We start from the raw sequence: 24,632 nt of genomic DNA on the forward strand, positions 1-24,632 counted from the left end.
GAATACGAACGGCCATCTTCAATGGCTCTTCGTGTTATCCCTTCCGCCAGCGGCGTCCGTCATGGCTGACGCCGTAGCTGGAGGGGGTGCGGGCATAGGCTGCAAGCCCGGCCAGAGCCGCCTGCGGATGCGTCACGACGAAGGTCGGAATGGTCTTCATCAGGGCGCTGTGCGGCGCCTTGTCTTCGAAGGCGGCGCGGAAGGCTGGCAGTTTCAGCGCCGGAATGATCTTCTGGGAAATGCCGCCGGAGAGGAAGACGCCACCGCGCGCCATGAAGATCAGCGCCAGATCGCCCGCCAGCCGGCCGAGATAGGTGGCGAGCAGTTCCAGCGTTTCCACCGCCACCGGGTCGGTGTGTTCCAGCCCGTGCGAGGTGATGTCCGCCGGGTCCGTCCAGCGCGGCTCGATGCCGTCGGCGGCACAAATGGCGCGGTAGAGATGTACGATACCGCGCCCGCAGATGATCTGTTCGCCGGAAATCCGGCCCTCGATCCTCTCGATATGCGGAAAGATCTGGTCATCGCGCTTGGAGCGCGGGCCGATATCGACATGGCCGCCTTCGCCCGGCACCGGCACCCAGACATGACGGGAATAGACGAGACCGCCGACGCCAAGCCCCGTTCCCGGTCCCAGCACCACGCGGGAGGCAAGGCTGGTCTCGGCAAGGGTCCCGATCGGTTCGCGGTCATCCTTCGACAGCGATGCGGCGGCCAGCGCCTGCGCCTCGAAATCATTGACCACCAGCACATCCTCGAAACCGAGATTGGCGATCATCTGCTTCGGGCGGATCACCCAATCGCAATTGGTGAGCGGGATTTCATCGCTCTTGATCGGGCCTGCCACGGCCAGGATCGCCGAACGCGGCTGCACGGCGGTCTTGTCCAGAATACAGTCCTGGATGGCCTGATCGATGGTGGGAAACTCCGCCGTCCGCACATGCGGAAATTCACGCGGCTCGGCATAGACATCCGTCAATATCCAGAAGCGGGCATTGGTGCCGCCAATATCACCGACAAGGATCGGGAAGGGAATGTGCTCGTCTTCGAGATGTCTGGCCATGGAAATTTCCGTTTTCGGTGGACCGCAATCCGGCTTGTCAGCCGATTGCGGGAAGCAGCAATTCGGCAGTCGCCCGGTTGAGCGCCATCGGCGTATCATAAAGAATGGCAAGACGCATCAGCGCCTTCACATCCACATCATGCGGCATGGGGGTGAGTGGATCGACGAAGAAGATCAGCATGGCGACCTTTTTCTCGGCAATCATCGCGCCGATCTGCTGGTCGCCGCCCAGCGGGCCGCTCTTCATCCGCGTCACGTCGAGATCGGGGGCGGCATCCTGCACCCGTCCGCCCGTCGTGCCGGTGGCCACGATCTTGCAGTCTTTCAGAAACTGACGGTGACGGCTGGCAAACTCCGCCATCTCGTCCTTCATCTTGTCATGGGCGATCAGGGCGATCGTGCGACGCTCGGCCATGCCTGCCAACTCCTCCCCTTGCCCCTCTAGACGTCCAAAGAATAGACGCACAGCAGTCCGCGCGGCCATTCAATCGATTTGAGTGTTCTCTTACACAGGAGAAAGCCAAAAGAAAAGCGTCCCCTGCCGCCTCACTGCCGGGTGGCGGGCAGCGGCACATCCTCTTCCGGCAGCGGCGTATCCTGACCCTTCGGCTGAGCGGCACGGGCGGAAGCCGAGACCGGCACCGGGCCGGGATCGACATAGGCCGCCGGGCCGCCATAGGTGGCATGCGCCTCGTCCTTCACGGCGGGCATATCGAGAATGGCCGCACAGGCCTTGGGCAGATCAGACACCATGACCGGGCGTGGCGGCGGCGCGGGCTTCGGCGAAGGGGCAGGCTTTTTCGGCTCCCACGGCTCCTTGGTGAACCACCAGGCCAGTGACTTGTCGCAGCCATCGCCAGCGGGCACCGGCGCCTGCGCCTTGCAATTGCCAGCCCCTGCCGGGCAGGACAGCCGGATATGGAAATGCGCATCATGGCCATAGAGCGGGCGGATCTTGCCCATGAAGGTTCGGTCGCCGGTCCAGCTGTCGCAGAGCTTCTTCTTGATGGCCGGGTTGACGAAGATGCGCTGAACCTGCGGATAGCTCGCCGCCAGCATCAACAGCCTTGCATGGGCGGGCGTCCAGGCCTTTTCGTCGATAGTCAGGAACTTGTTCTTCTCCAGCATGGAGGTAAAAGGCAGATCCTCGCGCTGAGCCACGCTCAGCCGCTTGGCGGGCATCGGCGTCAGCCAGACATCGGCATCCAGCCCGATCTGGTGCGAGGCATGGCCATTGACCATCGGCCCGCCACGCGGCTGGGCGATATCCCCCACCAGAAGCCCCGGCCAGCCTACCCTGGGGGCATCCTTGGACAGTTGCTCCAGAAAACCGATCATGGCCGGATTGCCCCAGCGGCGATTGCGCGACAGCCGCATGGCCTGCCAGGTCGGCCCATCCGTGGGCAGGGCCACGGCCCCGGCCATGCAGCCCTTGGCGTAAAAGCCATAGGGCGTGGCAGGGCCGGCCGTGGGCAATTGCATGGCGCCGAACGCCTGCTTGGCGGGCTCATCCTCTCCGGCAAAGGCCGTGCTCAGATCACCGGCAATGAGGAGGGAAGACAGGGCAAAGGACAGAAACAGCGCAAGGGGACGGGCCAAGAATCACCTTCGAAACAAAAATACCGGACAAAACCTAGCCGATATTTCCATAAACCGGAATGACTCCCAAAATTCCCCTTCCATCAAAGCAGCGTGAGGGCCACTCCCATTCCTGCGGAATTCTGGTTTATAAGCATTGCCATGATGTACCTGGAGACCTCTGGATTGACCCTATCCCTTCGCAAGACCCTCGCCACCCTTCTGCTGGTTGCAGGGGGTCTGCTGTTTTCATCGGCCATCGCCGGAGCAGAGGAATTGCAGTGGCGGCACGCCATCGGCATTATCGAGGCGCCGAAATACCTTGAGGGTTTTCAGCGCTTCTCCTATGTCAATCCGGAGGCACCGAAGGGTGGAACGCTGAAACTCTCCGCCGACGGCACCTTCGATACCTTCAATCCGGTTCTGGACAAGGGCAATCTTGCCGCCGGTCTTTTGCCGCGTGCGTCCTATGTGACGGAAACGCTCTTCAAACCCTCCATGGACGAGGATGGTACAAGCTATGGCCTGCTGGCCGAGGCGGTGGCCTATCCCGACGATTACAGCTTTGCAAAGTTCCGCCTGCGCGCCGAGGCCAGATGGGTGGATGGCAAGCCGGTGACACCGGAAGACGTGGTTTTCAGCTTCGAAAAGTTCAAGGAACTGCACCCGCTCTACACCACCTATTACGCCCATGTGCTGAAGGCGGAAAAGACCGGAGACCGGGAGGTGACCTTCACCTTCGACCAGAAGGGCAACAAGGAATTGCCCATGATCGTTTCGGAGCTGGATATCCTGCCGAAGCACTGGTGGGAGGCCACGGGCGCCGACGGCAAGCCACGCGACATCACCAAAACGACGCTGGAGCCGATCATGGGCTCCGGCCCCTATCGCATTTCGGGGTTTTCGCCCGGCAGCAGCATCTCCTACGAGCTGCGGGACGATTATTGGGGCAAGAACCTCAATGTGAATATCGGCTATTATAACGTCCGGCAGATCCGCTACAGCTATTTCTCCGACAACAATGTCGAGTTTGAAGCCTTTCGCGCTGGCAATGTGGATTTCTGGATGGAAACCAAGGCGGCCCATTGGGCAACGGCCTTTGATTTTCCTGCCGTGAACAGCGGCGAGGTGATCCGCGAGGAACTGCCCAACCCCTACCGCGCAACCGGCATCATGCAGGCCATGGTGCCCAATATGCGCCGCGACCTCTTCAAGGATGAACGGGTAAGGGAGGCCCTGACCTACGCCTTCGATTTCGAGGAACTGAACAGGACGGTTTTCTACAACGCCTACAAGCGGGTGAACAGCTTCTTCTGGGGCACGGAACTGGCCTCCTCCGGCCTGCCGGAAGGCAAGGAACTGGAGATCCTGAATTCGGTGAAGGATGAGGTGCCGCCGCAGGTCTTCACCACTCCCTATACCAATCCCGTGGGCGGCACACCTGAAAAGCAGCGCGATAATCTGCGCAAGGCCGTCGGCCTCTTGAAGGAGGCGGGTTATGAACTGCGCGGCAACCGCATGGTCAATGCCAAGACCGGAGCGCCGCTGTCTTTCGAAATCCTGCTGAGCAGTCCGACGCTTGAGGTCGTGGCCGTCCCCTATGCCAACATGCTGCGCAAGATCGGCATCGAGGCGACGATCCGCACGGTGGATTCTTCGCAATATCTCAATCGCCTGCGCAATTTCGACTATGACATGACCTGGACCGTCTGGGGCCAGACGCGAAACCCCGGCAACGAACAGCGTGAATACTGGGGCTCATCCTCCGTCAACCGGCCAGGCGCGCGCAATTATGCCGGCATTGCCGATCCCGGCATCGACAAGCTGATCGACAAGGTGATCTTTGCCAAGGATCGCGACGATCTGGTTGCCGCCACGCGGGCGCTGGACCGTGTGCTTTTGGCGCATCATTACGTGGTGCCGATGTATTACGGCAATACGGCGCGCATCGCCTACTGGAACCGGCTTGTTCACGCCAAGGACCTGCCGGAATTCGCCATCGGATTTCCGGATATCTGGTGGTCGCGCCAGGGAGGAAACTGACCCTCCCTTTGCATCGGACCCTTCCGCGGAGTACCAATGAGCAATTCGATTCGCCACGCCCCGATGAGAGATTGAGGAAGACGATTGGCACGCCTGCCCTGCCCCGCCTATACTGACACCGGAGCCCGTCTCTGATGGGCGCTTATATCCTGCGCCGCCTGCTTCTGATGATCCCGACCATGGTCGGCATCATGGGCATTTCCTTTCTCGTCATCCAGTTCGCGCCCGGCGGGCCGGTGGAACAGGTGGTGGCGCAACTGACCGGCCAGGGCGACAGCGCCGACCAGCGGCTGTCCGGCGGCGGCGACATAATGCAGGGCATGGGGGATGAAAACGGCTCGCGCTATCGCGGTTCGCAGGGGCTCGATCCGGAGCTGATCGCCAAGCTGGAAAAGCAGTTCGGCTTCGACAAGCCGCCGCTCACCCGCTTTCTGGAGATGATGGGCAATTATATCCGCTTCGATTTCGGCGAGAGCTTCTTCCGCAATGCCTCCGTCACCTCGATCATTCTCGAGAAAATGCCGGTTTCGATTTCGCTCGGCCTGTGGGTGATGCTGCTCTCCTACGTGATTTCCATTCCACTCGGCATTGCCAAGGCGGTGCGCGATGGGTCGCGCTTCGACGTCTGGACCTCCGCCTTCGTCGTGGTCGGCTATGCCGTGCCGGGTTTTCTGTTCGGCATCCTGTTGATCGTGCTGTTTGCCGGTGGCTCCTTCTACAACTGGTTTCCGTTGCGCGGCCTCACCTCCGACAATTTTGACAGTTTGACGCTCTGGGGCAAGCTGGTGGATTATCTCTGGCACCTCACGCTGCCGCTCACCGCGCTTTTGCTGTCGGCCTTTGCCACCACGACGCTTCTGACCAAGAATTCCTTTATCGACGAAATCAAGAAGCAATATGTGGTGACGGCCCGCGCCAAGGGCTTGAGTGAACATCGCGTGCTCTACGGCCATGTCTTCCGCAATGCCATGCTGATCGTCATTGCCGGTATTCCGGGCGCTTTCATCTCAGCCTTCTTCACCGGCTCGCTCCTGATCGAAAACCTGTTTTCGCTGGATGGGCTGGGCAGGCTCGGCTATCTCTCCATCGTCAACCGGGATTACCCCATCGTTTTTGCCACGCTTTACATCTTCTCGCTGCTCGGCCTTGTCGTCAGCCTCGTCTCCGACCTGATCTATACCTGGATCGATCCGCGCATCGATTTCGACCGGAGGGATGTCTGATGGCAGAGACGATCGGCATGCCCCCGAAGAAGCCATGGCTTTCCCCCACCAATCGCCGCCGCCTGCAGAATTTCCGGGCCAATCGCCGGGGCTTCTGGTCCTTCTGGATCTTCATGGCGCTGTTCATCTTGAGCCTCGGAGCGGAATTCATCGCCAATGACCGGCCGATCATCGCCTCCTACAAGGGCGAAATTCTCTTTCCGGTCTTCGTGAACTATCCGGAGGAAAAATTCGGCGGCTTCCTCGCGGTCACCGATTATCGCTCGGCCTTCGTGTCGGACGAGATCAATGCCCATGGCTGGATGATCTGGCCCCCCATCCGCTATTCCTACCGCACGGTGAATTCCGAAATCCCGCATTCGGCCCCCACTCCGCCCTTCTGGCTGATGAGCAAGCAGGAGCGCTGCTCGGCCTATCCCAAAGGCGTGGAGGACCCCAATTGCAACCTCGGCAACATGAACTGGCTCGGCACCGATGATCAGGCCCGCGATGTTGCCGCAAGGATGATCTACGGCTTCCGCATTTCCGTGCTGTTCGGGCTGGCGCTGACACTGGCCTCGGCGCTGATCGGCGTCACCGCAGGCGCGGTGCAGGGCTATTTCGGCGGCTGGACCGACCTTCTGATGCAGCGCTTCATCGAAATCTGGTCCTCCATGCCGGTGCTCTATATTCTTTTGATCATCTCCTCGCTGCTGCCGCCGGGCTTCTTCATCCTGCTTGGCATCATGCTGCTGTTTTCCTGGGTCAGTTTCGTCGGCGTGGTCCGGGCGGAGTTCCTCAGGGCACGCAATTTCGAATATGTGAACGCCGCCCGCGCGCTTGGCGTCGGCAACGGCACCATCATGTTCCGCCATCTTCTGCCCAATGCCATGGTGGCGACGCTCACCTTCCTGCCCTTCATCCTCTCCGGTTCCATCACCACCTTGACCTCGCTGGATTTCCTCGGCCTCGGCATGCCGCCCGGCTCGCCCTCGCTGGGCGAACTGATCGCCCAGGCCAAGCGCAACCTGCAAGCCCCCTGGCTGGGGCTCACCGCCTTCTTCACCATGTCGATCATGCTGTCGCTGCTGATTTTCGTCGGCGAGGCGGTGCGTGACGCCTTCGATCCGAGGAAGACGTTCCGATGAGCGCACCGATCCTGTCCGTTCGCGATCTCTCCGTCGCCTTTCACCAGGCAGGCGCGCAAAGCCTCGCCGTCAACCGCGTCAGCTTCGACATCGCTCCCGGCGAAGTGGTGGCGCTGGTGGGCGAAAGCGGCTCCGGCAAGTCGGTCTCGGCAGCCTCCGTGCTCAGGCTGCTGCCCTATCCGGCCGCCAGCCATCCCTCCGGCGAAATCCTGTTCGAAGGCCGCGATCTCTTGAAGCTTGATGATGCAACGCTTCGCGGCGTGCGCGGCAACGACATCACCATGATCTTCCAGGAGCCGATGACCTCGCTCAACCCGCTGCACACCATCGAGCAGCAGATCGGCGAGATCCTGGAACTGCACCGGCAGGCCAGCGGCAAGGCGCTGCGGCCACGCATTCTGGAGCTTTTGAAACAGGTGGGCATCCGCGATCCGGAAAAGCGACTTGCCGCCTATCCGCACCAATTGTCCGGCGGCCAGAGGCAGCGCGTGATGATCGCCATGGCGCTTGCCAACCGCCCGAAGCTGCTGATTGCCGACGAGCCGACCACAGCGCTGGATGTGACGGTGCAGGCGCAGATCCTCGAGCTTCTGGCCGGGCTGAAGCGAGACCACGGCATGTCCATGCTGTTCATCACCCATGATCTTGGCATCGTGCGCAAATTCGCCGACCGGGTCTGCGTGATGACCAAGGGCGAGATCGTCGAGACCGGCCCGGTCGAGGCCATTTTCTCCAATCCGCAGCATGCCTATACGAAGAAGCTGCTCGCCGCCGAACCGAAAGGCGAGCCGCCCGCCACCGACCCTTCCCGCCCCATCGTCATGCAGGGACAGGATATCCGGGTGTGGTTTCCCATCAAGGCCGGCTTTCTCCGCCGCGTCGTCGACCATGTGAAGGCGGTGGACGGTATCGACCTGACGCTACGCGCCGGGCAGACGCTGGGGGTGGTGGGCGAATCCGGTTCCGGCAAGACGACGCTGGGTCTGGCGCTCGCCCGGCTCATTTCCTCGAAGGGCCGCATCAGCTTTATCGGTCAGGATATCGACCGCTATTCCTTCAAGGCCATGCGACCGCTGCGCGACCGTTTGCAGGTGGTGTTCCAGGACCCTTATGGCTCGCTCAGCCCGCGCATGTCGGTGGGCGAAATCATTGCAGAAGGGCTCAAGGTGCATGACCGGGCACTCTCCGCCGCCGAACGCGGCGCCCGCGTGGCCTGGGCGCTGGAGGAAGTGGGGCTCGATACGGCCACCCGCTGGCGCTATCCGCATGAATTTTCCGGCGGCCAGCGCCAGCGCATCGCCATTGCGCGCGCCATGGTGCTGAAACCGCGCTTCGTGATGCTGGACGAGCCGACCTCGGCGCTGGACATGAGCGTGCAGGCGCAGGTGGTGGATCTGCTGCGCGACCTGCAAGCCCGCCACGATCTCGCCTATCTCTTCATCAGCCACGACCTGAAGGTGGTGCGCGCCCTTGCCAATGATCTCATTGTCATGCGCATGGGCAAGGTGGTGGAACAAGGCCCCTCGGAAGAGGTTTTCCGCGCACCGAAACAGGATTATACAAAGGCTCTGCTGGCCGCCGCCTTCGATCTCAAGGCCATGACGATCGGTGGCATCCGGCAATAAACATTCTCTCTCCGCATTTCCCAAGGATTCCCCCATGTCTGCCAAGCGTCCCGTGGTGATCGACCTCAAGTTTTCGCGCGCCGCCATGGATGAGGCGTTGAAAGGCGCCTTTGCCGATCGCGACGTGATCGATCTCGGCCTGCCCGAAAACGCTGGCCGCGATCTCTCGGACGCAACCTATGCCTTGCTCTGGAAGCCGGACCCCAGCCTGTTTAAACGCGCAACCGCGCTTGAGGTGCTGTTTTCCGGCGGCGCGGGCGTCGATCACATCCTGGCCCTGCCGGACCTTCCCGACCGCCCTGTGGTGCGCTTCGTGGATCGCAGCCTGACGGACCGGATGAGCGAGTGGGTGGTGCTGAACTGTCTTTATCACCTGCGCCAGATGACCACCTATCAGAGGCAGCAGCGGGAAAAACTCTGGAACGAGCTTGCCCTGCAGCCGGAGGCGCGTGACGTGACGGTGGGTGTCATGGGGCTTGGCGTTTTGGGCGAGGATGCGGCCCGCAAGCTCAAGACCATGGGCTTTACCGTCATCGGCTGGTCGCGGCGCCAGAAGGTGCTGGAGGGGATCGAAACCTTCGATGAGGACCATCTGGATGCCTTCCTCGGCAAGACCGACATTCTCGTCGGCCTGCTGCCACTGACCTCGGAAACCAGGGGGCTTTACGACAGCAGCCTGTTTTCCAGACTTCGCCAGGGCGGGGCGCTCAGCAAGCCGGTCTTCCTCAATGCCGGGCGCGGCGGCAGCCAGGTGGAGGCCGATGTCATCGCCGCCTTGCAAAAAGGCGTCTTGGGAGCCGCCTCGCTGGATGTCTTCGAAAAGGAGCCGCTTGCCGCCGACAGCCCGCTCTGGGCGATGGAAAACGTCGTCATTACCCCTCATGCCGCCGCAGCCTCGGACATTCGTGCCCTGTTCCGCCATGTCGAGCAGCAGATCGCCCGATATGAGGCGGGCGAAGCGCTGGAGCATGTGGTGGACCGCTGGGCCGGGTATTGAGAAACCAGACTAGGGTGTGTGGACATTCGGCTTTGGGCGTGGCGAAAACGGTGATTTGCGAGACCCGGAGCGGAGTGTACTTAGGTACATGAGCACCGGAAGCGCAGGAAATTGCCGTTTGCAGCCCGCTTAAGGGCGAATGTCCACACACCCTAAAGGAACCTTGCCCGCCCGCCTGACGTTGTACGGGATAACCCTCGAAACGGCAGGAGAGGCCCATGGCAGCCCCGATCAAGGATCAGAACAGCAATGAACGGCGCGCCGCCAATGACGGCGTGACGACCACCGAAGCCCGCCAGGGCTTTCGCGGCAAGCCGGTGCTGATCGTCCTGCTCGCCGGACTGATTCTGGCGCTGGTCCTGTGGATCCCCGCCGAATGGTGGGGCCATTCCATCGAACCCGCCCGCGACCCCGCCACCGAAACCACCCGCCCGACCACCACCCCCGCCCAGCCGGAACAGCCACGCCCGAATCCTTGATAATACCAAGGCTCGAAGATGCGTCAGCCTCCTCGCCTTGAAAGAATTTCGAATATCGCAAATGCATCAAGGGCTTGAGATATTCGAAAGGGGAATACGAACTGCCATTTTCAATGACTCTTCGTATAAGAGCATTTCAAGGAGAAGTGTTCAGCGATTTTCCGTCCGGAACCACGGACAGGATCTAAGACTTGCCACTGGACTTTCGGTGCAGTTTTTCTGATAGAGAGGATACCGAAAGTACGGGCGGCGAGGACCCATGGCGAAGACAGACATAGCAAGACGGGTCTATAACCACGCCTGGAAGCTCGATCCCATCATCCGCAGCCTGATCGATACCGATTTCTACAAGCTTTTGATGTTGCAGATGATCTGGAAGCTCTACCCGCAGGTGGACGCCACGTTTCAGCTCATCAATCGCACCACCAGCGTGCGGCTGGCCGACGAAATCGACGAGCAGGAACTGCGCGCGCAGCTCGACCATGTCCGATCCCTGACGATATCGAAGAAGGAGTTGATCTGGCTGGCGGGCAATACTTTTTATGGCCGCACCCAGATCTTCGAGCCGGAATTTTTGTCCTGGCTTTCGACGCTCCGGCTTCCGCCCTACGAGCTTTCCAAGCGCGACGGCCAGTATGAACTGACCTTCCGGGGCCGCTGGATGGAAACCACGCTCTGGGAAATTCCGGCCCTTGCCATCATCAACGAATTGCGCAGCCGCTCGGCGCTGAAATCGCTCGGCTATTTCACGCTGGACGTGATCTATGCCCGCGCCAAGGCGAAGATGTGGGAAAAGGTCGAGCGCCTCAAAGCGCTTCCGGGGCTGAGGATTTCGGATTTCGGCACACGCCGCCGTCACAGCTTTCTCTGGCAGCGCTGGTGCGTGGAGGCGTTGAAGGAGGGTATCGGCGAGGCCTTCACCGGCACCAGCAACGTGCTGCTGGCCATGGATTCCGATCTGGAAGCCGTGGGCACCAATGCCCATGAACTGCCGATGGTGGTGGCCGCACTTGCCCGCAATGACGAAGAACTGGCTGCCGCCCCCTATCAGGTTCTGCGCGACTGGAACCGGCTCTATAACGGCAATCTGCTGATCGTGCTGCCGGACGCCTTCGGCACTGCAGCCTTTCTGCGCAATGCCCCCGGCTGGGTGGCCGACTGGACAGGGTTCCGCCCCGACAGCGCGCCGCCGATCGAGGGCGGTGAAAAAATCATTGCCTGGTGGGAGCGCATGGGCCGCGATCCACGCCAGAAGCTGCTGATTTTTTCCGATGGGCTGGATGTGGATGCCATTATTGCCACCTATCGCCATTTCGAAGGCCGCGTGCGGATGAGCTTCGGCTGGGGCACCAATCTCACCAATGATTTCATTGGCTGCGCGCCCAGCGAAAATGCCGGACTGAAGCCTATTTCCATCGTCTGCAAGGTGGTGGAGGCCAATGGCCGCCCCGCCGTCAAGCTCTCCGACAATCCCCGCAAGGCGACCGGCGAGGCCGCCGAGGTGGAGCGCTATCTCCGCTTCTTCGGCGACGAGGAACGAACGGACCAGGCAGTTAAGGTGTGATACGAAGAGTCATTGAAGATGACACTTCGTATTCCATTTTCGAATGTCTCAAGCCACTGACGCGATTGAGATATTCGAAATACCTTCAAGGCGGGGATGCGTGAGCATCTTCGAGCCTTGGTATGAGTGGAGGAGCCTGTTTCCAGGAAAAGGGGAACCCCGGTTTCCGTGCGGACATACTCTTCACACCCAGTCCGCAAGCGCCCGGATCACCTTCAGTCTAAGGCTGCTGCGCCTTGCCAGCGCCTTGATAAGGGCGCGCCCTTCGCCGGGAAAACCGAGGCTTGCCATGACGTCCTCCGGCTGAAGGCGGCGCGCACGCATGCTGTCCTCGATAACACGGATGCCGTGCGGCGTCAGATAGCGCCCGTCCGCGATCGGTTCCGGCTTGCTGCCGATGGCAATCCCCCTGGCATCCCCTAACCACTGCAGAAAAGCCTGCCGTTCTGTTTCCTCGGCCTTGTCCCAACTGTTCCTGAGCTTTTCCAGACGGCTGCGTTCCGGTCTGATGCCTGCGAGTTCCAGCACCTTGCGCGGTGACGCGATCCGGCCTGCCACAAGGTCGGAGAGCAGTCCGGGGGCGGCAAGCCGCAACTGCCGCTCCTCCTCCGCCTTCAACACAGGCTTTTTCCGTCTTGCCATGTGACCTTCACCTTCTGCCGGTCTTTTGAAGAGATTGCGATGCGCCGGTCTCTACATGATTTTGATCAAGGCGCGCATCCCCGTCCCGCGGCAAAACCGGTGTATGGACGCGCATGTCCTGACAGATCGGGTTTCTCGGAACCTGAATGTGATCTTGATTTTTGAGCATGGATTGCCCAATGCCGCTTTCGACCTTTCTCTTCGCCGTCCTTGCCCTGCTGCTTGCGCCGGGGCCGACCAACACATTGATGGGTGTCGCCGGCGCGCGTTTCGGGCTTACGCGGGTGCTGCGCCTGCTGCCAGCGGAAATCAGCGGCTATCTGACGACGATTATCCCGCTTCTGCTGATCGGCCAGCACCTGCCGCAACACTGGCCGGGCTTTGCCGCCACTCTCAAACTGGCCGCTGCCGTCTGGGTTCTGATCCTCGCCCTGAAACTCTGGCATATGCCGGTAACAGGCGAAGATCACGGCCATATCAGCGCAGGGCGGGTCTATGTCACCACCATGCTCAATCCCAAGGCGCTGGTCTTTGCTCTCGTGCTGTTGCCTGCACCGGGCGAGGCAGTCTTTCCCCTTTATTTCGGCCTGTTTATTGTGCTGGTGGGCGCCGTGGCGGTGATCTGGGGCGTTGCGGGCAGGCTCACCCAAACCGGACAGGGAGGCCCCCGGCGCCTGCAAACCATCCAGCGCCTTGCCGCCCTCTGGCTTGGCTTTCTCTCCTTCTCCCTGATGGTGGGTGTGATGACCGCCTGATGAAGGTCCATGGACCTTGCAAAAAATGATAGCGTAAAGCGACCGGATCGAGAGGGCCGCGCAGCGCCGCACTGGTCAAAGGCGCAAGGACTGGCTATAGAGCCCAACGGACCCCGGCAAAACGAGCACGGCCGGATGACATTTCACGGCGGCGGCTCGCCGGCAACCGACAGCGAAAGGCCTTTCTTGCGCGAGACTCAAAAGCCCTCCCTGCCCGTGACATCGGAAAGCGTCACCGCCGTGCTGAAACGGGTGATCGCGGAAAACGGGCGCGACCATCTGCGTGGCTATATCTTCGCCATCGCCTGTCTGGCCACCGTGGCGCTCACCACCGCCTTCAGCGCCTGGATCATGGAAACGGTGATCAACGAGGCCTTCGCCAACAAGCGGGCCGACCTCGTCTGGATCATCTGCCTGTCGATCTTCATTGCCTTCAGCCTCCGGGGCCTTGCCAGTTATGGTCAGGCGGTGGCGCTGTCCAAGATCGGCAACAATATCGTCGCGCGCTACCAGAAGCGGCTGTTCAACCATTTGATGACGCTGTCCATGGGCTATTTCAACGAAGCCCGCTCGGCCCATCTCGCCGCCCAGATCAGCCAGAACGTCAACGGCATCCGTGACGTGCTGAACCTCACCGTCACCTCCACCGCCCGCGACCTGCTGAGCCTGATCGGCCTGATTTTCGTCATGATCTCGAAGGACTGGATCCTGACGCTGATCGTCTTCGTGGTGGCTCCGCCGGTTCTTTATTCGCTGCGCTACATCTCGCGGCGGCTGCGCAAGGCCACCACCGATTCCGTGCTGCTCAACAGCCGCGTGCTGGGCGCCATGCAGGAAAGCATCCAGGGCATTGCCGTGGTGAAGGCCTTCACCATGGAAGGCGAACTGGCCCAGAAGGTCGAGCGCATCATCGACAGCGCCGAAAACCGCGCCAACCGGATTGCCCGCCTTTCCGAACGCACCTCGCCGATCACCGAAAGCTTTGCCGGTCTCGCCATTTCCGCCGTCATTGCCTATGCGGCCTGGCGCTCGATTGCCGGCGGCATGCTGCCCGGCGCCTTCTTCTCCTTCATCACCGCGCTGCTGATGGCCTATGAGCCTGCCAAGCGGCTGGCCAAGCTGCAGATCCAGATGGAACGCGCCGTCGTCAATGCGCGGATGATCTATGCGATCCTCGATACCCAGCCGCATCAGCGCGACAAGCCCGGCGCCCATGAATTGCAGGTGCGCGAAGCCCGCATCGAGCTGAAAAACGTGCATTTTGCCTATGGGACCGGGCCGGAAATCCTCAAAGGGATCGACATCGTTGCCGAAGGCGGCAAGACCACCGCGCTGGTCGGCCCCTCCGGGGCGGGCAAATCGACGATCATCACCCTCATTCCGCGCTTTTACGATCCGCCGCAGGGCCAGATCCTCATCGACGGGCAGGATATAGCCGATGTCACCAAGGCATCCCTGCGCAGGCACATCGCCTATGTTTCGCAGCAGCCCTATCTTTTCGAAGGCACGATCCGCGACAATATCCGCTATGGCCGGCCGGAAGCGACGGATGCCGAGATCGAGGAGGCCGCAAAGCTTGCCTATGCCCATGACTTCATCATGGCGCAGCCGCAAGGCTATGAGACGCCGGTGGGCGAAAACGGCCTGACGCTGTCGGGCGGTCAGCGCCAGCGGCTCTCCATTGCCCGCGCCCTGGTGCGCAATGCGCCGATCCTGCTGCTCGACGAGGCGACGTCGGCGCTCGATACCGAATCGGAAGCCGCCGTGCAGAAGGCGCTGGACGAGGCGATGAGCGGGCGTACCGTCGTGGTCATCGCCCACCGTCTCTCCACCGTGGTCAAAGCCGACAAGATCGTGGTGATGCAGGAAGGCCGCGTGGTGGAAGAAGGCAGCCATCAGGAGCTTGCGACCCGGCCCGAGGGGCTTTACGCTCGCCTCAACAATTTGCAGGCGACCGTCCGCAAGGATCAGTAAACCGGGAATCAGACGAGGCGATCCCCGGCAGAATTCGAGGAAAGACGCATGACAGGGCCGATGAAGCTGGTGGTGGTGGGCGCGGGTGGCCGAATGGGCCAGGCGCTGATCCGCATCATTTCCGAAACGCAAGGAGCGGTGCTGCATGCCGCCGTGGCCCGGCCCGGCTCGCCCGTCATCGGCAAGGACGCCGGTGAAGTCGCCGGTCTCGGCACGCTTGGCATTCCCGTCACCGGGGATGCGCTGGCCGCCTTCGTCAACGCCGATGGCGTCATCGACTTCACCCGTCCGGAAACGTCGGTGGAGTTTGCCGCCCTGGCAGCCCAGGCCCGCATCGTGCATGTGATCGGCACAACCGGCTGTTCGGAAGCGGATGAGGCGAAATTCGCCGCCGCCGCCCGCCATGCCCGCATCGTCAAATCCGGCAATATGAGCCTTGGCGTCAATCTGCTGTCGGTGCTGGTCAAGCAGGCCGCCCGGGCGCTGGAAGCCTCCGGCTGGGACATCGAGGTCGTGGAAATGCACCACAAGCACAAGGTCGATGCCCCCTCCGGCACCGCCCTGCTTCTTGGCGAGGCCGCGGCGGAAGGTCGGGACATCGCCCTTAAAGACCATTCGGTGCGGGTGCGTGACGGCCATACCGGCCCGCGCGACACCGGCTCCATCGGCTTTGCCACGCTGCGCGGCGGCTCGGTGATTGGCGAACATTCGGTGCTGTTTGCCGGTGAAGGGGAAGTGGTGACGCTCTCCCACAGCGCCGGGGACCGTACGATCTTTGCGCGCGGTGCGGTCAAGGCCGCCCTGTGGGCCTTCGACAAGAAGCCCGGTTTTTATTCCATGCTCGATGTTCTCGGGCTTTCTTCCAGCAATTGATGTCAAAGAGGAATGACAGGATGAGCGGTACTCTCGTGCTCGTGCGCCATGGCCAGAGCGAATGGAACCTGAAGAATCTCTTCACCGGCTGGCGCGACCCGGACCTGACCGAGCTTGGCGTGCAGGAAGCCAATGCCGGGGGCAAGGCGCTGAAGGATTACGGCATCACCTTCGATGTCGCCTATACCTCCTCGCTGATCCGCGCGCAGAAGACCTGCGCCATCGTGCTGGAGAATATCGGCCAGAGCGGGCTGGAAACCATCCGCAACGAAGCGCTCAACGAGCGGGACTATGGCGATCTCTCCGGCCTCAACAAGGACGATGCCCGCGAAAAATGGGGTGAGGAACAGGTGCATATCTGGCGCCGTTCCTATGACATTCCCCCGCCCGGCGGCGAAAGCCTGCGCGACACCGGCGCCCGCGTCTGGCCCTATTACCTCACCGAAATCCTGCCCCGCGTGCTACGCGGCGAAAAGGTGCTGGTGGCAGCCCACGGCAATTCGCTGCGCTCGCTGGTCATGGTGCTGGACAAGCTTTCCAAGGAAGAGATCCTGAAGCTCAACCTCGCCACCGGCGTGCCCATGGTCTACAAGCTGAACGCCGATTCCACCGTCGCCTCCAAGGATATCCTCGGCGACATGTCCGGCGCGCATTGATCCTTGTGAAATACCCGGCGGATGCCAATGCATCCCGCCGGGATTGTAAAAATCACCGCTGTGACAGCGTCAGCCTGCCATTATCGACGCGGTAGCTGCCGAGTTTCGTCAGAAAACTCATGCCGATCAGCGTATCCGACAGCGCCTTGTCGCGCAGCACCAGGGCTGGCACGTCGCTGACGCGCAGATTGCCGATCTCGACCCGATCCAGTGTGACCTGTGCTGCTGCGGTTTCGCCATTGGCGGTATTGACCTTGTAGGCAAAGGTCAGGTTGCTGCCGGAAAATCCCAACCGCCGCGCCGTGCTTTCATTGAGGGTGACATAGGAGGCGCCGGTATCCACCAGCGCCTCGACCGGCTTGCCATTGAGCCGGAAACTGGCGCCATAATGGCCGCGCGCATCAGGCATCAGCACCGCCTGCCCATAGGGCAAGGCAGAAAGCGTGGCGGGCGTGGGAGCGGCGGTGGAAACCACGGGAACAGGTGCGGAGGGCACGCCGGTCTCGGAGAGCGCCTCCATCAGTCTCGGCACCTGCGTGGCCGCAGCCACTGCCACGCTCGCAAAAATCGCCACGCGCATCAGCATAGCCGCTCTCCTACTGCGAACCAAAGCATTTCCAGGAAAAGTGCAGTGCGGGTTCCGTCCGGGAATGCATGAAAACAAAAGCTTATACGAAGAGTCATTGAAAATGACTCATCGTATTCCTTTTTCGAATATCTCAAGCTTCTGACGCAATTGAGATATTCGAAATCTCTTCAAGGCGAGGATGCGTCAGCATCTTCGATGCCTTGGTATTAGAGCAGAGAAGCTTGCATTGCACTTAACCGGAAAGCTCAAATGCAAATGCAAAGCCCGGCCGTGAAAGACCGGGCTCGACCGAAAGACGGATAGACGGAGTTTATTTCGTACCGTACATGCGGTCACCGGCATCGCCGAGGCCGGGCACGATATAGCCCTTTTCGTTGAGATGGCTGTCCAGCGACGCGGTATAGACCGGCACATCGGGATGGGCCTCCACGAAATTCTTCACCCCTTCCGGAGCGGCCAGCAGGCAGAGGAAACGGAGATTGCGGGCACCGCGTTCCTTCAGTTTGTCGACGGCGGCAATGGAGGAATTGCCGGTGGCAAGCATCGGATCGACGACGATGACCAGCCGCTCATCCAGGCTTTCCGGGGCCTTGAAGTAATATTCCACGGCCTGCAGCGTATCGTGGTCGCGGTAGACGCCGACATGCGAGACACGGGCGGACGGCACCAGTTCCAGCATGCCTTCCAGCAGGCCGTTTCCGGCCCGCAGGATGGAGGCGAAGACCAGCTTCTTGCCTTCCAGCACCGGCGCCTGCATTTCGGTGAGCGGCGTCTCGATGGTTTCCATCGTCAATTCGAGATCGCGCGTCACTTCATAACACAAGAGGGTCGAGATCTCGCGCAGCAACCGGCGGAAACTGGCCGTCGAAGTTTCCTTCCGGCGCATGATGGTAAGCTTGTGCTGCACGAGCGGATGATCGATGACTGTAACGCCGTCCATGGGAAACCTTCTCTTCTTTTCGTCCTTCAATTGCGTGTCTTCTCATCGAAAGGCCAGGCGGGGCAAGCCAAAAGCCTGCCGTAAACGCGCTTATTCCCCAGAAGCCGCCGCATCGAAGCGGGCAAGCAGGCGGGAGCGGGTCGCCTCGTCGACAAAAGCAGCCTGAAGCGCCGTGCGCGTCATGGCATTGATGGCATCATCATCGAAGCCCATGCCAGCGACAATCTCGTAATCCCTGGCCAGCGACGTGTGGAAGAAGGGGGGATCGTCGGAATTGATGCAGACCTTGACGCCCGCTTTCACCAGGGCCGGTAGCGAATGGCTGTCGTAATCGGGAAACACCTTGAGCGCGATATTGGAGGCCGGGCAGACTTCCAGCACCACGCCCTCATCGGCCAGCCGCCGGACGAGATCGGCATCCTCGATGGCCCGCACCCCATGGCCGATACGGCTGGGCTGAACCAGATCCAGCGCATCGCGCACGCTGAAGGCGCCGCACAATTCCCCGGCGTGAATGGTGATGCCATAACCTGCGCCCCTGGCGATAGCGAAGGATTCCGCATAATCGCAGACTCGGTTCATCCGCTCCTCGCCCGCCATGTTGAAACCGGTTACTAGTGGATGCTGGAATTTTTCCAGCCAGCGCGCCCGGCGCAACACATTCTCCGGCCCCAGATGCCGTTCACCGATGATCACCATGCGGGATTCGATGCCGGTCTTTGCCCGGGCGGCCTCCATTCCGGCGGCAAGTCCGTCGATATAGGCCTCCGCCGAGAGCCCCACCGCCTCGCCATGGTCGGGCGATACGAACAGCTCGGCATAGAGCGTGTTCACGCCTGCCAGTTCCGTCAGATAGGCCTCGGCGAGCGCCGCATAATCTTCCTCGGTGCGAAAGACGGAGGCCACGAAATCATAGGCCTTGATGAAGCTGGTAAAATCACCCCAGACATAAGCGCCATCCCGCAGGAAGCCTTCGGTGGCAAGCCCATATTTTTCTGCCTGCCGCGCCGTGAGCGCTGGCGGCGCGGCGCCTTCGATGTGGCAATGCAATTCAGCTTTGAGAAGATGTCCGGTCACAGAAAACTCCGTCCATGCGGGCCGGGCGCAAGCCCGAGATGAGCCGCCACCGTCTCGCCGATATCGGCATAGGTGCTGCGGATGCCGATATTGCGCGAGCGGATCGATGGGCCGAAGGCCATGATCGGCACGCGCTCGCGCGTATGGTCCGTGCCGCGCCAGGTGGGGTCGCAGCCATGATCCGCCGTCAGGATCACCATGTCCTCCGGCCCAAGCTTGCGATAGACATCCGGCAGCCAGAGATCGAACTGCTCCAGCGCCGCCGCATAACCGGGCACATCGCGGCGATGCCCATAGACCATGTCGAAATCGACGAAATTGGTGAAGACCAGATCGCCATCCTGCGCCTCTTCCATCGCCCTGAGCGCCGCGGCCATCAGGGCCTCATTGCCGCTGGCCTTGATTTCACGCGGGGTGCCCTGATGAGCGAAGATGTCGCCGATCTTGCCGACGGCATGCACGGTGCGGCCAGCCGTCACCAGCCGGTCAAGCAGGGTCGGCTCCGGCGGCGGCACGGAATAATCCTTGCGGTTGCCGGTGCGCTGGAACCGGCCCGGCTTTTCACCGGTAAAGGGCCGGGCGATCACCCGTCCGATGTTCAGCGGATCGAGCAGGTCCCGCAGCAGAGCGCAGAGCGCATAGAGACGGTCCAGCCCGAAATGGGTCTCATGCGCCGCCACCTGAAAGACGGAGTCCGACGAGGTGTAGCAGATGGGTTTGCCGCTCCGAATATGGTCCTCACCGAAGCGCTCGATGATCTCCGTGCCGGATGCATGGCAATTGCCGAGAATGCCCGGCAGATCGGCGCGGGCGCAAAGCTCTTCGACCAGCGCCTCAGGGAAGGCATCGCCCTCGGTTGGAAAATAGCCCCAGTCGAACCGCACCGGCACGCCGGCAATTTCCCAGTGGCCCGACGGCGTATCCTTGCCGCGCGAGATTTCGGAAGCCGCGCCATGCAGGCCAAAGAGGCGTTCCGGCATCTCCATGCCGGCAGGCAGATTGCCGGAGGCCATGCGGGCGATCTCGATCAACCCCAGCGCCGACATATTGGGCAATTGCAGCGGCCCGGCACGCAGGCCCGCCCGGTCAGCAGCACCCGCCGCACAGAATTCGGCGATATGGCCCAGCGTGTCGGCTCCCTCATCGCCATAGCTGGCCGCATCCGGCGCACCGCCCACACCAAAGGAATCGAGAACAAACAGAAAAGCGCGCGCCATTCATTATCCCTATGAGAGCATTGTCCCGAGAAAAGTGCATAGCGGTTTTCCGTCCGGAAATGCGTACACACTCTACTGCATAATTTTATCCTTAAATCGGAATCGATTTAAGGATAAAATTATGCAGTAGATTTAAAATGTTACAGCGCCCTTTGTGCGTTTGATAAAACGCACAAAGGGCGCTGTAAAGGGCGTCCTTCTCAGCCCTCTCTTTGATTGAGGCTGAATACCCCGACTACGGATATTTGGCAAATTGCAAGCCTGTGCGCCCGATAGAGCGCTTTTCGTTCTGATTGAATCAGATCGGCGCTCTAACGGTTTATTTTTGAAGCATAATCTTGTCGATTCTCGTTTCACTCCGGTCGGATTATGCTCTAATCCCGGAAAGCTGTCAGCAGTCGGAGCAGGCCAGATCCTCGTTGCGCCGCTGGCGATAATAATAATCGTCGCCCAGCGTGATCGTCGCTGCGGTCGATCCTGCCAGTCCGGGGAGATAGGTGACCAGTTGGTGCGGCACCGTCACTTCAGCATGGATGAAGAAGGAATTGGCCACTGCCATTCCAGTGGGCATGGTGACGCTGCTGCCCACGGCGTAAGGCTTGCTGCCATCCTGCGCCCAGGACCAGGAGACGGTTGCCTGGGTGTTGCTGTCGATCTTGATCCCGGTGATCTTCATCGTATAGCCGGTGGTCTTGAAGGGCACGAACATTGCCGTCAACACATCCGGCATGGTGGCGAGGAAGCTCTTGGTCACGCTTGTCTGCCGCGCCACGATATCGGCAATGGCTCCGGCGCTGGCGGTTGCCCGTTTCGAGACGCTGAGCGCCACCGTCAGCTCGAAGGCCGAGAGATAGAGCACCAGAAGGATCGGCACGACGATGGCGAATTCCACCGCGCCCATGCCGCTTCTGTCGCGGAGGAAACACCGCAGCAGACGCGGCAAAGGTCCGAAACGGAATGGGCGCGCGCTCACGGATAATCCTCGTTCTGGAAGGCGATCGTGGAAATGATCAGGTAATCGGATTTGCTGCTGGCGCTCGGCAGTTTGATATTGGCGATATAGGGACGCACGAGATCCACCGTGATCGGCCAGTAATAGAAGAAGCGGACCATGTTGATCTTGCCGGAGCCGCCCGGGGTAAAAGCCATGGAGGAGGTATCGAGGCTGCCGGAAGACGTGGTGCTGATGGTGGTGGGAATGTCCGCGAAGGTCGAGAAGGTGCGCACATCCACCCAAAGCCGCGTCGGCGTCGACACTTCGGTCGCGTCACAGCTCATCAGGAAGGAAATCTCGTTGCAGACCAGTTGCCGAAACTGGGCTGCGGTGACATCGGTGCTGCGGCTGAGATTATAGGTAATATTGCCGGTGCGGATCTCACGGCCCAGCTTGTCCACGGCGGAATAAACCACCTGCTCGGCAATGAAGGCAATGAACGTCTCGAGAATAGCGAAGACGATCAGCATGTAGGGAATGGCCAGAATGGCAAATTCAATGGCAGCCGCGCCGTCGCGGGACCGGCGAAAACATCCCGTCAGCCGCTTCCAGCGTCTGAGGCGCGCCAGGACGGACATTTTGCTTGGGGAACGGCTGGCCATGAAGAAACGCAATCTTTGAAACGATGCGCCGACACTAACGGTCCAGATATTTAATTTCCGTTTCCCGTTTTGCCGTCTTTTGAATGATTTCAACCAGAAGTCCGCTATTGCGAACCCGTGGAAGATGACGAACTGCTGCTGGAATCGCCGCCGGAGGTGGTGTGCTGCTCGCAATTCGGCGTGCAGGAGAGCACGGTGCGCTGCGTCTGCTTGTACATCCTGACGGTATTGCCTTCATCGATTGACACCAGCACCCGCTCATCGACAATCGCATTGCCGTCGCTGTCCAGCAGCACGAGGTTGGTGGCGCCGAAACTGCGGCCCGTCAGCACGATTGTCCTGGAATCAGCCACGGTCGCGTCCGCAACCTTGTCATTGCCGATGATGACCTTGCTGACCGGACGGTCCAGTTTCAGGACACGCGCCTGATTCATATAGACGCGCAAAAGCCCCTCCTCCGCCGCCACCATCGGCGGCAGAAACGGAAGAGTGGCCAAAACAGCCACGGCAAGGCGGTAGGGATGGAAGATCGCCATGAAACCTGCGCTTTCCTCAATGAAGCCTGTGAATTATGGATAATATTGGTAAATCAATCCTTAAGTACCCGCTCCGATACGGAGCAGAAAGCATCGCACGACGCGAAGACCGCCTCCCGGAATGAGCGAAAGCCCTAAATAAGTACAATCAAAAATATTCGGAAATGCCGGGTTTTTCCTGTTCGATTCAATTCTATATATTATCCTGCAAAACCATTTACCATGGTAAAACTCCTTGGCCTTTAACTGCTTATTAAGTGGAAATATTAAGCCGATGGCAATGTCCTGACCTGTAATTTGACCTCACTCCGATCGACGGCAACAGTTGACGGACAGAGATCAACCTCGTGGAGCAGGAAAGAGAATGACCAAGATTTTCGCACGGTTCTTCAAGAACGAGTCCGGTGCAACCGCCATCGAATACGGCCTGATCGCCGCCCTTATCTCCGTCGCCCTGATCACCGGCGCCTCGACGCTGGGTTCATCGCTGAACACGGCCTTCGTGACGATTTCCGGCAAGGTAACGAACAACGTCAAGTAAGCCGCATTACACTGCGCTTCCGGATAAGAGCCGCCTCTTAGGGGCGGCTTTATTCTTTGTAAGCGCAGCTGGAAATACATGTGTTTTGGATGAGCATCCCATGGCCGCAACCCTGATCCTGCTGATCTTCCCGCTTTGCCTTTTGGCGGCGGCAATCACGGATCTGGTCGCCATGAAAATTCCCAATAGCCTGGTGCTTTTTCTATTGGCGGGATTTTTTCTGGCCGCTCTTCTATCCGGCATGAGCCCCGTTACCTTCGCCTTTTCGCTTCTGGCAGGGTTTGTGGTCCTTGGCGTCTGCTTTCTGCTGTTTGCAGTGAGAGCCATGGGCGGGGGTGACGCAAAGCTTCTTGCGGCAGCCGCTCCATGGTTCGGCTGGAATGCAGCCCTTCTTGGCTTTCTGCTGCATGTCGCCGTCTGTGGTGGTGTGCTGACACTTGTCCTGCTGCTACTGCGCAGCCAGTCCCGCCGTCTGTCCGGCCTTGGCTGGCGGCTGCCGCATTCGCTGTTTCATGCCGAGAAAATTCCCTATGGCATCGCCATTGCCGCCGGCGGTCTGCTCAGCCTTTCGAAGATCACGGTGTTACCGCCGCTGTTTTTGTAAGCAACGCCTTTTTCTGATTTTGTAAAGTCTTATTAACCAAGGCTGTAAGTATCGCGTTAACCATAATTACACCAATTCCTGTTCTTCTTCGGCAAAGCACTCAAGGTGTTCGAGGAACAGGAATGAAACCCGCCCGCATCATCATTCTCGTGGTCGCCGTGGCCGCAGCCGGCATGGCCGGGCTGCTGGCCGTGAACATGCGCGGGCCGGCGGAAGTCATCGTGCAGCAAAGCGAGCCGGTGGTCGAGAAGGAGCCCAAGGTCAAGGTTCTGGTGGCGACCGCCAGCCTGCCGGTCGGCTCAAGGCTGAACGAGAAATCGCTGCGCTGGATGGACTGGCCGAAATCCGATCTCGTGCAGGGCTTCGTGACCGAGGCGGAACGGCCCACCGCCTTGAAGGATCTCGAAGGCGCCGTGGTGCGCCTGCCGATCTTCGAGGGCGAGCCGGTGCGCCAGGAAAAGATTGCCGATTCCTCCAGCCGCATCCTTTCGGCGCTGCTGCCGGCAGGCAAGCGGGCCGTTGCCACCGATATCTCCGTCGGCACCGGTGCGGGCGGCTTCATCCTGCCGAACGACCGGGTGGATGTGATCATGGTGCGCAAGGGCGATAACGACCAGCACCTGACGGAAACCGTGCTGTCCAATGTCCGCGTTCTGGCCATCGACCAGCAGATCGAGGAAAAGAACGACGGCACGAAGGCCGTCATCGGCACCACCGCGACGCTGGAACTCACCCCCGAACAGACCAAGGTTCTGGCCGCCGCCCAGCAGATGGCCGAGCGGCTATCGCTGGCGCTGCGGTCCGTGGCCGATGCGCAGGAACAGGACAATCGGGCTGCCGCCTACCTGCTCTCGGGCGAATCCGGCAGCCCGCAGGTCCAGGTCATCAAGGCCGGACAAATCGTCAAATCCGCGGGAGCCAGCAAACAATGAGACA

The 24,632-nt window shown here is 60.6% G+C and carries 25 protein-coding genes; 14 read left to right on the plus strand and 11 right to left on the minus strand.

The annotated features are described in order from the left end of the window. Window positions 1-34: 34 nt before the first annotated feature. The 3 genes from QO005_RS08630 to mepA all read right to left on the minus strand — a co-directional run bounded on the left by QO005_RS08630 (window position 35) and on the right by mepA (window position 2,659). Window positions 35-1,060: a glucokinase gene (locus QO005_RS08630; protein ID WP_307157591.1), complete on the minus strand. Its 1,026-nt coding sequence runs from the start codon at window positions 1,058-1,060 to the stop codon at window positions 35-37. 37 nt (window positions 1,061-1,097) lie between these two features. Continuing rightward, a complete protein-coding gene (locus tag QO005_RS08635) occupies window positions 1,098-1,475 on the minus strand; it encodes a methylglyoxal synthase (protein ID WP_307157592.1) in 378 nt (125 codons plus the stop codon). A gap of 131 nt (window positions 1,476-1,606) precedes the next feature. Continuing rightward, complete coding sequence (gene mepA, locus QO005_RS08640; RefSeq protein WP_370878027.1) at window positions 1,607-2,659, minus strand: penicillin-insensitive murein endopeptidase; 1,053 nt, start codon at window positions 2,657-2,659, stop codon at window positions 1,607-1,609. A gap of 165 nt (window positions 2,660-2,824) precedes the next feature. Between mepA and QO005_RS08645 the strand changes: the two genes are divergently transcribed. The 7 genes from QO005_RS08645 to pncB all read left to right on the plus strand — a co-directional run bounded on the left by QO005_RS08645 (window position 2,825) and on the right by pncB (window position 11,696). Then, window positions 2,825-4,681, plus strand: coding sequence for an extracellular solute-binding protein (locus QO005_RS08645; RefSeq protein ID WP_370878028.1), 1,857 nt, complete (start codon window positions 2,825-2,827; stop codon window positions 4,679-4,681). 134 nt (window positions 4,682-4,815) lie between these two features. Continuing rightward, window positions 4,816-5,904, plus strand: coding sequence for a microcin C ABC transporter permease YejB (locus QO005_RS08650; protein WP_307157593.1), 1,089 nt, complete (start codon window positions 4,816-4,818; stop codon window positions 5,902-5,904). Then, a complete protein-coding gene (locus QO005_RS08655) occupies window positions 5,904-7,031 on the plus strand; it encodes an ABC transporter permease (protein WP_307157594.1) in 1,128 nt (375 codons plus the stop codon). Before QO005_RS08650 ends, QO005_RS08655 begins: the two co-directional genes overlap by 1 nt. Further along, the gene (locus QO005_RS08660; protein WP_307157595.1) at window positions 7,028-8,656 is read left to right on the plus strand and encodes an ABC transporter ATP-binding protein; all 1,629 of its coding nucleotides are present in this window, start codon (window positions 7,028-7,030) and stop codon (window positions 8,654-8,656) included. Before QO005_RS08655 ends, QO005_RS08660 begins: the two co-directional genes overlap by 4 nt. A 34-nt stretch (window positions 8,657-8,690) precedes the next feature. Further along, a complete protein-coding gene (locus QO005_RS08665; RefSeq protein WP_307157596.1) occupies window positions 8,691-9,653 on the plus strand; it encodes a 2-hydroxyacid dehydrogenase in 963 nt (320 codons plus the stop codon). Between the two features lie 218 nt (window positions 9,654-9,871). Continuing rightward, on the plus strand, window positions 9,872-10,132 hold the full coding sequence (locus tag QO005_RS08670; protein ID WP_307157597.1) for a hypothetical protein: 261 nt from the start codon (window positions 9,872-9,874) through the stop codon (window positions 10,130-10,132). Window positions 10,133-10,391: 259 nt separating this feature from the next. After that, entirely contained in the window at window positions 10,392-11,696 is a 1,305-nt protein-coding gene (pncB, locus tag QO005_RS08675; RefSeq protein WP_307157598.1) for a nicotinate phosphoribosyltransferase, read from the plus strand. Window positions 11,697-11,879: 183 nt separating this feature from the next. Here pncB and QO005_RS08680 read toward each other — a convergent pair whose 3' ends face one another. Continuing rightward, the gene (locus tag QO005_RS08680; RefSeq protein ID WP_307157599.1) at window positions 11,880-12,338 is read right to left on the minus strand and encodes a hypothetical protein; all 459 of its coding nucleotides are present in this window, start codon (window positions 12,336-12,338) and stop codon (window positions 11,880-11,882) included. Between the two features lie 179 nt (window positions 12,339-12,517). Here QO005_RS08680 and QO005_RS08685 point away from each other — a divergent pair, with 179 nt between their 5' ends. From QO005_RS08685 to QO005_RS08700, 4 genes are all read left to right on the plus strand, one after another. Continuing rightward, complete coding sequence (locus QO005_RS08685; RefSeq protein WP_307157600.1) at window positions 12,518-13,093, plus strand: hypothetical protein; 576 nt, start codon at window positions 12,518-12,520, stop codon at window positions 13,091-13,093. 186 nt (window positions 13,094-13,279) lie between these two features. Beyond that, window positions 13,280-15,067, plus strand: coding sequence for an ABC transporter ATP-binding protein (locus tag QO005_RS08690; RefSeq protein ID WP_307157601.1), 1,788 nt, complete (start codon window positions 13,280-13,282; stop codon window positions 15,065-15,067). A gap of 60 nt (window positions 15,068-15,127) precedes the next feature. Then, a complete protein-coding gene (dapB, locus tag QO005_RS08695) occupies window positions 15,128-15,940 on the plus strand; it encodes a 4-hydroxy-tetrahydrodipicolinate reductase (protein ID WP_370878036.1) in 813 nt (270 codons plus the stop codon). 20 nt (window positions 15,941-15,960) lie between these two features. Beyond that, window positions 15,961-16,596 carry a 2,3-bisphosphoglycerate-dependent phosphoglycerate mutase gene (locus QO005_RS08700; RefSeq protein ID WP_307157603.1) on the plus strand — a complete coding sequence of 212 codons (636 nt, stop codon included), beginning with the start codon at window positions 15,961-15,963 and terminating at the stop codon, window positions 16,594-16,596. Between the two features lie 52 nt (window positions 16,597-16,648). Here the strand turns inward: QO005_RS08700 and QO005_RS08705 are convergent, their stop codons facing one another. The 7 genes from QO005_RS08705 to QO005_RS08735 form a co-directional block, all read right to left on the minus strand. Then, complete coding sequence (locus tag QO005_RS08705) at window positions 16,649-17,182, minus strand: retropepsin-like aspartic protease family protein (RefSeq protein WP_307157604.1); 534 nt, start codon at window positions 17,180-17,182, stop codon at window positions 16,649-16,651. Window positions 17,183-17,495: 313 nt separating this feature from the next. Further along, window positions 17,496-18,125 carry a uracil phosphoribosyltransferase gene (gene upp / locus QO005_RS08710; RefSeq protein WP_307157605.1) on the minus strand — a complete coding sequence of 210 codons (630 nt, stop codon included), beginning with the start codon at window positions 18,123-18,125 and terminating at the stop codon, window positions 17,496-17,498. 90 nt (window positions 18,126-18,215) lie between these two features. Next, window positions 18,216-19,202: an adenosine deaminase gene (locus QO005_RS08715; RefSeq protein WP_307157606.1), complete on the minus strand. Its 987-nt coding sequence runs from the start codon at window positions 19,200-19,202 to the stop codon at window positions 18,216-18,218. Beyond that, complete coding sequence (locus tag QO005_RS08720; protein ID WP_307157607.1) at window positions 19,199-20,419, minus strand: phosphopentomutase; 1,221 nt, start codon at window positions 20,417-20,419, stop codon at window positions 19,199-19,201. The genes QO005_RS08715 and QO005_RS08720 overlap by 4 nt, the downstream gene beginning before the upstream one ends. Before the next feature lie 391 nt (window positions 20,420-20,810). Then, window positions 20,811-21,392 carry a TadE/TadG family type IV pilus assembly protein gene (locus QO005_RS08725; RefSeq protein ID WP_307157608.1) on the minus strand — a complete coding sequence of 194 codons (582 nt, stop codon included), beginning with the start codon at window positions 21,390-21,392 and terminating at the stop codon, window positions 20,811-20,813. After that, window positions 21,389-22,015, minus strand: a complete 627-nt coding sequence (locus tag QO005_RS08730; RefSeq protein WP_370878029.1) for a TadE/TadG family type IV pilus assembly protein — start codon at window positions 22,013-22,015, stop codon at window positions 21,389-21,391. The genes QO005_RS08725 and QO005_RS08730 overlap by 4 nt, the downstream gene beginning before the upstream one ends. Before the next feature lie 104 nt (window positions 22,016-22,119). Further along, complete coding sequence (locus QO005_RS08735) at window positions 22,120-22,485, minus strand: pilus assembly protein N-terminal domain-containing protein (protein ID WP_307157755.1); 366 nt, start codon at window positions 22,483-22,485, stop codon at window positions 22,120-22,122. Window positions 22,486-22,915: 430 nt separating this feature from the next. Here QO005_RS08735 and QO005_RS08740 point away from each other — a divergent pair, with 430 nt between their 5' ends. From QO005_RS08740 to cpaB, 3 genes are all read left to right on the plus strand, one after another. Continuing rightward, window positions 22,916-23,092, plus strand: a complete 177-nt coding sequence (locus QO005_RS08740; RefSeq protein WP_307157609.1) for a Flp family type IVb pilin — start codon at window positions 22,916-22,918, stop codon at window positions 23,090-23,092. Window positions 23,093-23,192: 100 nt separating this feature from the next. Further along, on the plus strand, window positions 23,193-23,696 hold the full coding sequence (locus QO005_RS08745) for an A24 family peptidase (RefSeq protein WP_307157610.1): 504 nt from the start codon (window positions 23,193-23,195) through the stop codon (window positions 23,694-23,696). Window positions 23,697-23,818: 122 nt separating this feature from the next. Continuing rightward, window positions 23,819-24,628: a Flp pilus assembly protein CpaB gene (gene cpaB, locus QO005_RS08750; RefSeq protein ID WP_307157611.1), complete on the plus strand. Its 810-nt coding sequence runs from the start codon at window positions 23,819-23,821 to the stop codon at window positions 24,626-24,628. The last annotated feature ends 4 nt before the right edge of the window (window positions 24,629-24,632 follow it).

This window comes from Allorhizobium paknamense (genome assembly GCF_030815125.1).
GTDB lineage: Bacteria > Pseudomonadota > Alphaproteobacteria > Rhizobiales > Rhizobiaceae > Allorhizobium > Allorhizobium paknamense.